Raw genomic sequence first — 12,907 nt, 5'->3', positions numbered from 1 at the left:
AGTCCTCGCCCCTTTATTGATCTATCCATTCGAAACAAACTTCAGCCCCACGATTGCGGCGATGAGCATGGTTATGAAGAAGAGGCGGAGGAAGGTGGCTGGTTCTCCAAAGAGGAAGATACCAAGGATGGCAATGCCGGAGGCGCCGATCCCTGTCCACACGGCATAGGCCGTGCCAAGCGGTATGGACACCATGGCTTTGGTCAGGAAGTAAAGTGACAGCAAGGCCGTGATGATGAAGGCTATCGTATAAAAAGGCTTGGTAAAGCCGTCAGACAGCTTGAGGCAGACGGCAAAGGTCATTTCAAACAGGCCAGCGATGATGAGCCAGATCCATGCCATTCAGTTGCCTCCAACGCAACGTTTACGGCGTAATCTCAGAGTTCCATCAAAGGAGCATCTTAGAGAATACGCGATGAAACAAAAGCTTATCACCGTTTGAGTGAGCTGCTCGAAATTCAGTCACTTACATGAAACGCGTTTTAAGCTCTCAATGTAAGGGGCTCTTTCCCTGAGAAGGATGATTTTCTCCACCTTCCACCCATCGACGTGTCGCTTTTGCAATGCGGGCACCATAGGCAAAGGCTGTGTCTCTGTCTGATTGAGGGGGAGCCACTTCTGGTCCTTCATCCATATTGGCCTGCGCTGCCGCGCCATAATACACACCAAGGCGGTTGAGATCTTCGTTGCTGCCAAAGCTGTAGTTATTGCCCGGTGGCATGCCAAGACTTACCCAGATCATGCCATGCTGGGCTGCAAAGGTCGCCATTTGAAGGAATACGTTGTGTCGGTCACCACTCATGGAACCTGATACGCTGAAACCACCGGCAATCTTGTTGATCCAGCCCTGCTTGTACCAAACGGTTGCAGACGCATCCATGAAGAATTTGAAGGGAGCGGCTACACCGCCCATGTAGGTCGGGCTTCCAAAAATGATGGCGTCAGCGGCTTCCAACGCCTCCCAGTCTGTGTCCTCATAATCGCTGACAGGCACATAAGTAACCGTGGCACCGTTTTCACTTGCGCCACGAGCAACTGCATGCGCCAGCGCTTCGGTATGCCCGTTGGCAGAAAAAAAGGCGATTGCTACCAGAATGTCTTTTGACATGGACCGCTACTCTTCAAGCCTGTCAGAACTCCGGTCTATTTGGGGGCAAACGCCTTTCAGCTACTCTAAGATGACATGGGCAGATTTAGATGTGCTCGATTAAAATTCTTCGAGCACATCCCTGTTTGCCTAGGATTCCTTATAGGCCCCGCTGGAATAATGCAGCTCATAGGAGTGGCTGTAGATTTCCAGAATGTTGCCGAACGGGTCTTCCATGTAGATCATGCGATATGGCTTCTCACCCGGATAATAATAGCGTGGCTCCTTCATGCGACGTTTGCCGCCAGCTGCTTCAATCTTGGCAGCCAGACCTTCCACATCCGGGTCCTGAACACAGTAATGGAAGATACCGGTCTTCCAATATTCAAAGTTGTTTTCCGGGGTCTCATTCTGCACAAACTCAAACAGCTCAACGCCGATGCCATCACTGGTGGAAAGATGAGCGATTTTGAAGCTCTTCCAGCCTTTACCAAACACATCGCTGCACATCTCGCCAATCGGACTGTCATCTTCAACAATCTCGCTTGGTTCCATGATGATGTACCAGCCCATCACATCACGATAGAATTTGACTGCGGCTTCCACATCAGGAACGGAAAGGCCGATATGGGAGAAGCGTCTTGGATAAGGGACGGACATTACAGACCTCACTAAGCTAAACTTTATAGGCGGAGTGCCTTGGGTACGTTGGATGTAGCAAGTCTGTGAGAAAATCAAAAATTATCATTTATTAGTTTTATGATAATTTAATGTTATGTATGCTAAGGCCATGTTGAATTCCCTGTGGCTCAAGACCTTCGTTAAACTCACCGAAACCGGTCATTTTACCCAGACAGCCAATCAACTTGGCATGACGCAGCCAGGCGTGAGCCAGCATCTGAAAAAGCTGGAGCAGCAAATAGGTGCGCCTCTGATCACGAAAATCGGCAAGGGCTTTGAGCTGACGCGGGAAGGGGAGCTTCTACTGGGTTTTGCGCTGACTGCAGAAAAGCAGGAGGTAGACCTGCGCGCAGCCATCCAGCAAGATGACCCCAATACCGGTGAAATCCGCATTGCTTGTTCCGGGTCTATGGCGCTTTACCTCTATCCAAAGCTTCTCAAGCAACAGAGCTCCCATCCCGGTTTGCTGCTGAAAGTTGAAGTGGCTCCCAACCATCGCAGCCTGCAATTGTTGCAAAGCAATGAGGTAGATCTCTGCATCGTCACCCAACAGACTGTTCAGTCTTCACTTGCGCAACACCACATCGGCAACGAACCGCTGTGCCTTGTGGTACCTGCCGATTTTGAAGAAAAACCATCGGCCTTTGTAGACCTGGAGGCGCTGGGCTTCATCGATCACCCGGACGGTCAACACTATGCGGAGCGCCTGCTCACGCCAAACTTTCCGGAGATAAATGCTGTGGGCGTTGACCTCAGAGCAACCGGTTACATCAACCAGCTCAGTCAGATCCTTGTGCCTGTCGCACAGGGGCTCGGGTACACGGTCTTACCAGAAACCGCTGTTCGCAGTTTCGAGGCGCAAGAGAAAATCAGAATTCTCGAGCTGAAAGAACCCGTCAGTGACCCGCTCTACCTGACGGTAAAAAAGCATCGCACACTGGCAGCGCGTTATGATTGGTTCAGCAAGCAAATCGCGGAATTGTGTGGGCAGATGAGCAGCGGTTAGGCTTCCGTTATAAAAGCCTAACCACGAAGTCAGATTAGCGCTGGGCCAGTTCCGCTACAGCAGCAATCATACGGTCCAGATCTTCCGGACGAGACAGGCGGTGGTCGCCGTCTTTCACAAGTGTCAGCACCACATCATCATGGGCCATGCCCTCAACAATACGTAGCGCATGCTGCCACGGCACAGCATCGTCTTTCTGGCCTTGCAAAATGATGGTCTTGCAGTTGGTGATGATTGGCTCACCAAGCAAAAGGTTCTTTCTGCCATCCTCGATCAGATCGCGGGTGATGATGTATGGACTGTCTTCATACTCGGATGGGCGCTCAAAGCGACCTTTCTCCATGATCTCCTGCTTGATCTCATCAGTAAACTCATGCTTCCACATCAGCTCCTCGGTGAAATCCGGGGCAGGAGCAATCAGCACCATGCCGGAGAGGGTGCCCTCAAGTGTCTCAGAGGCGTCATGCAATGCTTTCGCCAGCAACAGTGCCATCCAGCCGCCCATAGACGAGCCAACAACAATGGTCGGTCCTTTACAGAACTGCTTGAACACAGCAACGGCTTCTTCCAGCCAAAGAGAGATGGTGCCATCAACAAACTCACCGCCGGATTCACCGTGACCGGAGTAATCCATACGTGTGCAGGTCAGGCCTTGCTTCTCAGCCCACTCACAAAGCACTTCGGCTTTGGTGCCCAGCATGTCGGATTTGAAACCGGAAAGCCACAGAACACCCGGTGCACCGCGTTCATCATGTCGCACTGCGATCTTCCGTGCACTGTCTCCTTTGCCAACGCTGATGAATTGCGGTAAGTCAGCACTCATTCATAACCTCCAAACACTTATCGGCTTATACTGGCCGGCAATTGTTCGGAAACCTGATTACAGAGCCTCCACAGTTGCCCGCCGGACATTTTGGCGAGCATAGTTGGATCACTCTCAAAAAACATAGAGAAATGTCCAAAGTGCCGACCATTTTGCAAATTGTCCCCGACCTTCAAACCGGCGGAGCTGAGCGCACCACAGTGGATGTCGCAGAGGCGATCGTCAACGAAGGCTGGAATAGCCTCGTGATTTCGCAGGGCGGACGCATGGTCCCCGAGTTGGAAGCAACAGGGGCGGTGCACTTTGAACTGCCAGTGAAGTCCAAGAACCCTTGGACCATGTGGCGAAACTCTTATTTGATTGAGCGTATCTGCCAGCAGAACAGGGTTGATCTGGTGCATGCCAGATCCCGTGCACCTGCATGGTCGGCTTTGTGGGCGGCTCACCGTCTCAACATTCCTTATGTCACCACCTATCACGGCATCTATAAGGAAACGAACAAGTTCAAGGCGTTCTACAACTCCTCCATGACCCGCGCGGATATAGTGATCGCCAACTCCAGGTTCACAGCGGATCTGGTGGAAAAGCGTGACCCGCGCACCAAAGGCAAAACCTCGGTTATTTATCGCGGCCCGGATGTGGAATCCTTCAACCCCGACAACATCAGCGACGAGCGTATCACAGACTTACGTGCGCGCTGGGGCGTCTCCGACAGCCGTCGTGTGGTGATCAACCTTGCTCGCCTGACAGAGTGGAAAGGCCAGCGCGTGCTGATTGAAGCAACGCGCCAGCTGATTGAACGTGGCGGCTATGACGATGTGCTAGTGGTTCTGGCAGGCGATGATCAGGGCCGCGAGGCCTACCGCCAGTCTTTGGAACTTCAGATTGCTGAATCGGACCTGACAGAACGCGTGCGCATTGTTGGCCACTGCTCAGATGTTCCGGCAGCCCTCGCTATCGCAGATGTTTCTGTCGTGGCCTCTATTGAGGCGGAAGCCTTTGGCCGTGCCGCAGTGGAAGCACAGGCAGCTGGCGTGCCGATTATTGTCTCCAACATCGGTGCTGTTCCGGAAACGGTTCTTGTGCCACCTGTTGTGAAGGCTGAAGAGCGTACCGGCTGGCATTTTGAAAATGGCGATGCAGAAGAACTCTGCGAGCTGATGGCGCAGGCCTTGGATATGAGTGCTGAAGAGCGAGCAAAACTCACCAAACGCGCTCATGACCATGTGGAACGGTCTTTCACCAAGCAGGCTATGTGTGATGCCACACTAAACGTTTACCGCGAGCTGTTACCAACAGGAAGCTAACTGGTTGTAAATGTCGCGTCAGAACCTACAAAACTAGTGTTGACTTACGTGGCATTTTTCCTGATTCTAGCAAAGCAGCGCAATTGATGCCCTTCCCACGCGTTTCTCGACTTGACGAAACAGTCGGAACCAGTCATTGAACTGTTATCAAATATTCGCAAGTTCGGCAGTCTAAAGAGGAGATACTCACATTCGCCGTCCGTTTCGCGCACCGCCACCCACTAAGGAAGGGCCGCGCACCAATAAAGAGATTCGCGTTCGCGAAGTGCAGCTGATCAACACCGAGGGTGACAACCTCGGCCCGACTCCAACCGAAGAAGCCCTCGCAATGGCGGTGGAACAAGGTTTGGATCTGGTCGAAATTGCTCCGAACAGTCAGCCACCTGTTTGTAAGATTCTGGACTATGGTCGCTATAAGTACCAAGCTCAGAAGAAAGCTGCAGAAGCACGCAAAAAACAGAAGATCGTTGAGATCAAAGAAATCAAAATGCGTCCGAACATCGACACTCATGATTATGAAGTGAAGATGCGGAACATGAAGCGCTTCTTTGAAGATGGTGATAAAGTGAAGGTGACACTTCGCTTCCGTGGCCGTGAAATGGCTCACCAGGATCTCGGCATGAAGTTGCTCCTGAAGGTTAAAGCAGAGACTGCGGACATCGCTAAAGTCGAGTCCCATCCGAAGCTTGAAGGCCGCCAGATGATGATGGTGCTCTCACCTATCGCTCGTTAATACGGGCAGGTTGAAGCGCTCCGGCTTTGTTTCCGTGTAGCTACTCAACCGTAGCCCCAGAGAATTTTGAGATTACCCGGCACATTGTGTCGGGTATTTTCGTTTGTATCTGAGAGTGGAGGCCAGATGATGAATGATGAGATGAAACTGCATCACGAGCGCATGCAAGCGCTTGTTACCTTCACTGCTTCCTCCTTTCAAACCTCGTATCCCTCTCCATTCGGTGGGGCGGTTTATACCGCTGAAGGAAGGTTGTTGGCTCAGGCCTACGACAGTGTGATCCGGGAGTGTGACCCGACCTGTCATGGAGAAGTCAATGCCATTCGGCAGGCGAGTAAAGTGCAGGGATCTCGCTGGCTTGCTGGTTGCACCTTATACAGCACTTGCGAACCCTGCGCCATGTGTACCGCCGCAACCATATGGGCTGGAATCGACCAGATTGTCTTTGGTGCCTATACCAATGAAGACGCGACACGCTTCTGGCCCCAGGAAATGGACCTGAGGGCGCAGGATTTGATAGGTCATATGGTGCAACGCCCTCAGATTGCGGTGATTGAAGGGGTTGAGCGTGAAGCCTGTAAAACGCTTTTTGCTCAGTGGGAAAGCGTGATGCAAAAGCTTGGGATTGAAATTTAAAGCACTTCCTGGCCCGGCAAACTTTTTTGACGAAAATTATTTGCCGTATAGGCTATTTCATTCGATCAAAATGCGCCTTAGCCTGATTCAATATGTTTTGAAATTGGGCGATGATAATGCGACAGGTCATTTTCTTAATTAGCTTTAGTCTTGCGCTTGCCTATGGAGTGTATTTTTGCTGGCAAGACCCGTCACTACTGAAAACCGTTGTGAAAACAACTGCTCTCGGAGTTATCGCTCTTTGGGCTTTTGTAACGCAAGCTCCGCTATTGCTTGCATTGGCCCTGACGACGTCCTCAGTAGGAGATGCAGCTCTGGCTGTGCCGGGTGACATTCGGTTCCTTGTTGGGCTTTGCAGTTTTGCGATCGCACATGTTTTTTATATCGTCTTGTTCTCTCGAAAAATCAGGCATTTCGATTCCAGGATATTCGTATTGTCAGGAGCGGCTCTCTCAGTTCTGGTGCTTTCGACCGGTTGGTGGTTGCTTCCCTTTTCAGGTGATCTGATGATTCCAGTTGCGATCTATATTATTTTGATAGCAACTATGGGAGGAATGGCAGCACAGGTTGGTGGATGGGTTTTGGTAGGCGCTCTCGCCTTCATGATGTCTGACACTCTGCTAGCAATCCAACTCTTCCGTCTGGACGACATCAGCCCTCTCCAGCTACCGGTTTCGGTGGCACTTTGGACACTATATTATTGTGGTCAGATGTTGATATTCTTGGCTATCACCAGACACAGGGTTTCAGTCAGCAAGTTCTCTTGAAATCTGCTTGCATTCCCATGCTGGCAGTTTTATAAGGCCTCGTTCAAAGTCGCCCGGCTGTAGTTTGCCTCCTATGAATTTATAGGAAATCAGGCAGGAATTACAGGGCATGCCGTGGCGGCTTCTGATGCATCCATTGCAAATTTTTGATCAGTTTACTGATCATCACAAGAAAGGACGCAAAATGCCCAAGTTGAAGACGAAGTCTGGAGCCAAAAAGCGCTTCAAACTGACCGCGACTGGCAAAGTTAAGTGTGGCCAGGCTGGCAAACGCCACGGCATGATTAAACGCACGACTAAGTTCATCCGTAACGCACGTGGTACGACCACTCTGTGCGATGCAGATGCACGTATCGTGAAAAAATATCTGCCTTACGGCTAAGCCTTAAAACCTGACACTAGGAGACTACCATGTCACGTGTAAAAAGAGGCGTCACCGCCCACGCTCGTCACAAAAAAGTTATTAAGGCAGCCAAAGGTTACTATGGCCGTCGTAAGAACACCATCCGCGTTGCTAAGCAGGCAGTCGAGAAAGCGGCACAGTACGCTTACCGCGACCGTAAAGCTCGCAAGCGGAACTTCCGTGCACTCTGGATCCAGCGTATCAACGCAGCGACCCGTGAACACGGCATGACCTACGGCCGCTTCATCGATGGCTTGAACAAAGCTGGCATCGAAGTTGACCGTAAGGTTCTTTCTGACCTCGCGATCAATCAGCCAGATGCATTCAAAGCATTGGTTGAAAAGGCGCAGGCTGCTGTAGCTTAATTGCTATAGTAGAAAGCAGAAGCTTTTTTGAAAAAGGCAGGTTCCGCAAGGAGCCTGCTTTTTTTGTGTTCGCTCCCATACTCGACGAAAGAGGCCTGTTCTTCTGCTGCAGTATGTGAAGAAATAGCAAAACGACAGAAAATTTGCATTCAGCGCTTTGCTGTATTGGGGGGTGAGCATGGTCAATGGGAAATGCGACTGCGGTAAAGTGAGCTTTCAGGTGGAAGAGGTGAGAGACACCGTTACAGTCTGCCACTGCAGCCAATGCAGGCGCACAAGTGGTCACGTTTGGGCCTCGACGTACGCTTCCTACGAAAACCTGACTTTCACATCGGATGAGGGGCTGACCTGTATGGTTCTTCAGACTTCGCAAAGCGAGGTTTTTGCAAATTCTGCGGCTCCAGTTTGTTCTACAAAATGAATGACAAGAACAGTATCGCTATCGCTGCAGGCTGCATTGATGCACCAACAAACCTCGGAATCGGCAAGCATATCTTTGTGAAAGACAAAGGTGACTACTACGAGATCACCGATGGCGCTCCACAGATTGAAAAGTTCTGATCCACGATGCTCTTTGGAGTGATGTAAACTCCCCCGGGTGGAGCCCGGAGGAGCGAATCTTGCATTTAACAATGGCTTGAGACTTACCCAATCACACCATTATCATCACGCTTAATGACGATGACGGAAGAGCGTGGCAGCTTGCCACCGTCTGGCCAGTTGCCGCCCGGGTGCTGAATGCCCACAAACATACTGCGGCGATCAGCAGACCAGGTCAGGCCAGTGACTTCACTACCGGTTGGCCCGGTCATGAAGCGTTGGATTTCTCCGGTTACAGGGTCACCAACCAGCATCTGATTATTGCCCATGCCAGCAAAGTCGCCTTCGTTGCTGTCACTGCCATCTGTCTGGATCCAGATAAGACCGCGCTCATCAAATGCCATGCCATCCGGTGAGTTGAACATGTTGCCAGTATTGACGTTTGCAGACCCGGCCTTCGGGCCTTCGTGAACAGCCGGATTGCCAGCCATCACGTAAAGATCCCAGTCGAACGTGGCAGCCGCATGATCCTCATTATGAGGGCGCCAACGTACAATCTGACCATACTTGTTGGTTTCGCGTGGGTTCGGGCCGTTGATCGAAGTGTCATCACCACCAGCGTTTGGCTTCACACCGCGGTTCTTATTGTTGGTCAAACAGCAATAGGCTTCCACTGCATTCGGATTGGCTGAAATCCATTCAGGACGATCCATGGTGGTCGCACCAACAACGGAGCCAGCAATACGGCTGAAGATCGCGATGCTCGCGGCATCCATGCCAGTAGTCTCTGGAGTCAGTGCCAGCCACTCACCGGTCTGGTCATCGTTGAACTTGGCAACATAGAGCGTACCCTCATCCAATAAGCCATCAGTCGACTGCCCTGGAGCGTAAACGCCATTGGAGACAAAGCGGTACATGAACTCGCCGCGCTCATCATCCCCCATGTAAACGACCACGCGGCCATCTGGTGCCAGAACAGCTTCCGCATTCTCATGCTTGAAGCGACCGAGGGCGGTGTGTTTCACAGGCGTAGAAGTCGGATCTGTCGGGTCGATCTCTACAATCCAGCCGGCGCGGTGTGGCTCGTTTGGGTTCTTCGCGATGTCAAAGCGCTCATCGAACTTGTGGTAGTCATAATTGAAGCCTGTCTCGTTGATGCCATAACGCTGATAGCCAGCATCAACACCGTCCAGACGTGCAGTTGGAGCCGCTTCAGTCGCGCCAAAGTACCCGTTGAAGTTCTCTTCGCAAGTCAGATACGTGCCCCAGGGCGTTTTGCCAGATCCGCAGTTGTTGAAGGTTCCAAGTGACTGCGTGCCAGAAGGATCAGCAGCCGTCTGTAGCAAGGGATGACCAGCAGCAGGTCCTGCCAGCGTCATCGGTGTGTTGTGTGTGAGGCGGCGGTTGAACGGACTGTTCTTCACGATAGCCCAGCCATCGTCCCTGTCTTCCACTTCAATAACAACCACACCTTGCAGATGTTGCAGTTTCAGAACATCGTCAGCGCTCTTCGGTGCGCCATCTTCGTTTTGAGGCAGGTTGATCTTGCGGTTAGCGTATTCATGGTTGATCGCCAGCAGCTGCTTGCCCTGAAACTGAAAGCTCTCCATGCCATCAGTGTTCTCGCCAAACACCTTATCAGCACCAGCAGCTGAACCACCCGTCTCATGGTTGAAAGCTTCAGCACCATCCACCAGAGCATCGCCCCAGCGCGCCAGAATTTCCCAGCTGTAGCCTTCAGGCACATGCACGGTCGCATCTGTGTAAGTTGGAATAGGTTTGAACGCAAAGCGTGAAGTAGACGCCTTGGCTTCAGACATGGAGAGGCCAAGTACACCAGTACCCATCACAGCAGCGCCGGAACCAAATGCCAACACGCCACCCAGAAATCCGCGGCGTGAAATCGCACGCTCAACAACGCGGTCAAATTCATTTTCTTCAGCACGAGGGAAATTCTGCTCATCCCACTCATCTGCTGTGAGTTCATTCATAAATTCGTTCGTCATTGGAAATATCCCGTAGAAGAAGGTGAATGCATACTACGGTGCTAACATGACATCTTCACGAAGCAATTGGGGTATAAAAAATCTGCAAATGTAATATGAGTAATGTATTCAAGTTATAATCTGCCGCATACGAGAATAAGAATATCTTCTGGACGTCACATTAAACTGTTGTAGTTCATTGTTATTGTCTATTTCGCCTGGTGCGGCTTTGTGGATTACTTAAATTTATTCAATAAATGCTATGATAACAACATATTGCTCATGAGGAAATAAGAGTTGACGCCTAACAAGGTGGTACTGCTAGCAAAATTTCAGAATGCCTCGGATTGTACTTGTAAGCTTTCAACTGTTTCCAAGGCCCCTGTGAAATCTGCGCAAAAACGTCACCTCACACTGGTTCAATCACCTTTTGCAAACAGACGGAGTGGGTATCCATGTATCCTTGTCCCTCATAGAAGCTAACAGCCTGCGCGTTATCTCCGCGTACAAGCAGGTTAACTTTCCAGATGCCTCGTGCTCGCAACCAATCCTCTGCTGCTGCTGTAATTGCCTTACCAAGCCCTTTTCCCCGATGGTTCGGGTGTGTGCTGACATAATAAAACCAACCGCGATGCCCGTCTTCACCGCACATAATGCTGGCAACAACAATCCCATCCAGCTCACCAATCAAAATCGTAGAGTGTTCGCCCTCGAGTGCTTTCTCGATATCCCGAACCGGATTATTCCATTCACGGAAGACCCCGGCAGCTTTCCAGAGAGCAATAACTGCATCCTGATCTGATAAGCACATTTCACGATAAATCATATGCACCGCACATAGTAGTTTGAAAATAGAAAAGTAATCACAGGATGTTTTGTGATTATCCTTTTTAATACAGTAACTTGCAATTGAGAATAGGAATAATAACAGGGTTAATAATCTATAAGTAAAAATATGAAAATCTTTGCGCGATTGAGAGGTTTTCGACATGGCTTTTTTTAAGCGTAATACACAAATGCTTGCTGAAGCCGCTGCAAACGACCAAGGAGAAGTAATCGGTCAGTCTGCAGTGGTGGAATTTACAGAACCTAAGAATTCCATTGATAGTGCACGCTTGTTTGGCGAATTGGATGCGCTCGCGTTGGACATGGCATCAGCTGCGGGAGAGCTGGACGCCGTGAATAACACCGCAGGCGCTTTGAAAGTGGCCATGGAAAGCCTCCAGGACGCGTCTGGGCGCGTTGTCGAAAGTAACCGGGAAGTGAGTGCAGCGGTTGAACAAACTGCTGAGCAGACGTCTAACGCCCGTGATACCATGTCTAAGTCTCAGGAGGTGGTGACCGACGCGCTTGCCAACATCAACAGCCTGTCAACAGCCATCAGCAGTATCAACCGACAACTGGAAGGTCTTCAGGCTTCATTTGCCAACGTCCGCCAATTCTCCAGCTCTATCGATGCCATTGCCCGCCAAACTAACCTGCTGGCGCTCAACGCAACCATTGAAGCAGCCCGTGCCGGTGAAGCAGGGAAGGGCTTTGCGGTTGTTGCCAGTGAAGTGAAAGCCCTTGCAACACAAACGACTGTTGCAACGGAGCAGATCGACCAGACCATTCTCCAACTCGGCAAAGAAGCTGACACCTTGGTTGACTTGGGTAAGAGCGCGCTTGGTACCGTCGGAACCGCTGAAAGCAGCACTCAATCCATCAACGACCTCTTCCATGAGTTGGAAGCGATGGTTGACAACATATCCGCAAATACGGACTCCATACGAACCGCTTGTGCAAACAACGATGCCGATACCGAAGAGCTTTTGCGCAACCGTGATGAAATGATCGGTGTTGTCTCAACAAATGCGGAAAGCATCGAACAGGTTTCGGGCCAGATGCTGGGCACCTCTCAAACTGCCGACGCGCTTCTCGCCGAAGTGGCTGTCGAACATGGCGATAACCTCAATCAGCAGATGATCGAGGTGGCAAAAGAGACCGCTGGAAAGACCATGGAAGCGTTTGAAGCTGAAGTGGACGCAGGCCGGATCTCAGTGAATGACCTCTTCGATTTCAACTACACGCCAATTGAAGGCTCCAATCCAGCGCAGTTCATGGCACTTTTCACCCAAATGACTGATCGGGTGCTTCCAGCTATTCAAGAGCCAGTCAAAGATCTTGATGACCACATCGTCTTCTGCGCAGCACTGGACAAGAACGCTTATCTGCCAACACACAGCAAAGACTATTCCAAACCGCAAGGCAATGATCCGGTCTGGAATGCAGCAAACTGTCGTAACCGCAGAATGTTCGATGACCATGCTGGCCTAAATGCAAGCAAGAACACCAAGGAATACAGCCTGCAAACGTATCGCCGAGATATGGGTGGTGGCAAAGTAATGATGATCAAACTGGTTTCGGCCCCAATCTGGGTCCAAGGCCGCCACTGGGGCAACACCCTCATCGCATTCAATGCTTGACCGGAAGCAGGCAGCCCAGTTCAAGGTTGCCACCTTGCTTGATATTAAAGCCCCAAAAAACAAAAGGCCCTACACTCATCCCTCATAACGAGGTGAGAGTGTAGGGCCG

The 12,907-nt window shown here is 50.9% G+C and carries 14 protein-coding genes and 1 pseudogene; 9 read left to right on the top strand and 6 right to left on the bottom strand.

What is annotated here, in order from left to right:
- Positions 1 to 21: 21 nt before the first annotated feature.
- The 3 genes from BM231_RS10035 to BM231_RS10025 all read right to left on the bottom strand — a co-directional run bounded on the left by BM231_RS10035 (position 22) and on the right by BM231_RS10025 (position 1,747).
- Positions 22 to 342 carry a DMT family transporter gene (locus BM231_RS10035; RefSeq protein WP_063309483.1) on the bottom strand — a complete coding sequence of 107 codons (321 nt, stop codon included), beginning with the start codon at positions 340 to 342 and terminating at the stop codon, positions 22 to 24.
- Between the two features lie 148 nt (positions 343 to 490).
- Positions 491 to 1,108, bottom strand: a complete 618-nt coding sequence (locus BM231_RS10030; RefSeq protein WP_093518946.1) for a flavodoxin family protein — start codon at positions 1,106 to 1,108, stop codon at positions 491 to 493.
- 129 nt (positions 1,109 to 1,237) lie between these two features.
- Positions 1,238 to 1,747, bottom strand: a complete 510-nt coding sequence (locus BM231_RS10025; protein ID WP_093518944.1) for a lactoylglutathione lyase family protein — start codon at positions 1,745 to 1,747, stop codon at positions 1,238 to 1,240.
- 130 nt (positions 1,748 to 1,877) lie between these two features.
- Between BM231_RS10025 and BM231_RS10020 the strand changes: the two genes are divergently transcribed.
- Positions 1,878 to 2,774 carry a LysR family transcriptional regulator gene (locus tag BM231_RS10020; protein ID WP_208860251.1) on the top strand — a complete coding sequence of 299 codons (897 nt, stop codon included), beginning with the start codon at positions 1,878 to 1,880 and terminating at the stop codon, positions 2,772 to 2,774.
- Between the two features lie 34 nt (positions 2,775 to 2,808).
- Here BM231_RS10020 and BM231_RS10015 read toward each other — a convergent pair whose 3' ends face one another.
- Positions 2,809 to 3,597, bottom strand: a complete 789-nt coding sequence (locus BM231_RS10015; RefSeq protein ID WP_093518940.1) for an alpha/beta hydrolase — start codon at positions 3,595 to 3,597, stop codon at positions 2,809 to 2,811.
- A 131-nt stretch (positions 3,598 to 3,728) separates the two neighbouring features.
- Between BM231_RS10015 and BM231_RS10010 the strand changes: the two genes are divergently transcribed.
- The 7 genes and pseudogenes from BM231_RS10010 (at position 3,729) to BM231_RS27590 (ending at position 8,369) form a co-directional block, all read left to right on the top strand.
- The gene (locus tag BM231_RS10010; RefSeq protein ID WP_208860250.1) at positions 3,729 to 4,904 is read left to right on the top strand and encodes a glycosyltransferase family 4 protein; all 1,176 of its coding nucleotides are present in this window, start codon (positions 3,729 to 3,731) and stop codon (positions 4,902 to 4,904) included.
- Between the two features lie 190 nt (positions 4,905 to 5,094).
- Complete coding sequence (gene infC, locus BM231_RS10005; RefSeq protein WP_082596985.1) at positions 5,095 to 5,637, top strand: translation initiation factor IF-3; 543 nt, start codon at positions 5,095 to 5,097, stop codon at positions 5,635 to 5,637.
- Positions 5,638 to 5,766: 129 nt separating this feature from the next.
- Positions 5,767 to 6,273, top strand: a complete 507-nt coding sequence (locus BM231_RS10000) for a nucleoside deaminase (protein WP_208860249.1) — start codon at positions 5,767 to 5,769, stop codon at positions 6,271 to 6,273.
- 116 nt (positions 6,274 to 6,389) lie between these two features.
- Positions 6,390 to 7,040, top strand: a complete 651-nt coding sequence (locus BM231_RS09995) for a lysoplasmalogenase (RefSeq protein ID WP_159437954.1) — start codon at positions 6,390 to 6,392, stop codon at positions 7,038 to 7,040.
- Between the two features lie 184 nt (positions 7,041 to 7,224).
- On the top strand, positions 7,225 to 7,422 hold the full coding sequence (gene rpmI / locus BM231_RS09990) for a 50S ribosomal protein L35 (protein ID WP_057464257.1): 198 nt from the start codon (positions 7,225 to 7,227) through the stop codon (positions 7,420 to 7,422).
- Positions 7,423 to 7,451: 29 nt separating this feature from the next.
- The gene (gene rplT, locus BM231_RS09985; RefSeq protein ID WP_008553032.1) at positions 7,452 to 7,808 is read left to right on the top strand and encodes a 50S ribosomal protein L20; all 357 of its coding nucleotides are present in this window, start codon (positions 7,452 to 7,454) and stop codon (positions 7,806 to 7,808) included.
- Positions 7,809 to 7,986: 178 nt separating this feature from the next.
- Positions 7,987 to 8,369: pseudogene (locus BM231_RS27590) on the top strand (GFA family protein).
- An 83-nt stretch (positions 8,370 to 8,452) separates the two neighbouring features.
- On the opposite strand, the gene BM231_RS09975 reads toward BM231_RS27590, so the two are convergent.
- Both BM231_RS09975 and BM231_RS09970 read right to left on the bottom strand, forming a co-directional pair.
- Entirely contained in the window at positions 8,453 to 10,354 is a 1,902-nt protein-coding gene (locus tag BM231_RS09975) for a PhoX family protein (protein ID WP_093518934.1), read from the bottom strand.
- A 388-nt stretch (positions 10,355 to 10,742) separates the two neighbouring features.
- Positions 10,743 to 11,159: a GNAT family acetyltransferase gene (locus BM231_RS09970; protein ID WP_093518932.1), complete on the bottom strand. Its 417-nt coding sequence runs from the start codon at positions 11,157 to 11,159 to the stop codon at positions 10,743 to 10,745.
- Positions 11,160 to 11,322: 163 nt separating this feature from the next.
- Between BM231_RS09970 and BM231_RS09965 the strand changes: the two genes are divergently transcribed.
- A complete protein-coding gene (locus BM231_RS09965) occupies positions 11,323 to 12,798 on the top strand; it encodes a methyl-accepting chemotaxis protein (protein ID WP_093518929.1) in 1,476 nt (491 codons plus the stop codon).
- The last annotated feature ends 109 nt before the right edge of the window (positions 12,799 to 12,907 follow it).

Origin of the sequence: Pseudovibrio ascidiaceicola (assembly GCF_900114245.1) — a bacterium.
Taxonomy (GTDB): Bacteria; Pseudomonadota; Alphaproteobacteria; order Rhizobiales; family Stappiaceae; genus Pseudovibrio; species Pseudovibrio ascidiaceicola.
The sequence above is the reverse complement of the archived record's forward strand: the minus strand, read 5'-3'. Positions and strand labels throughout refer to the sequence as shown.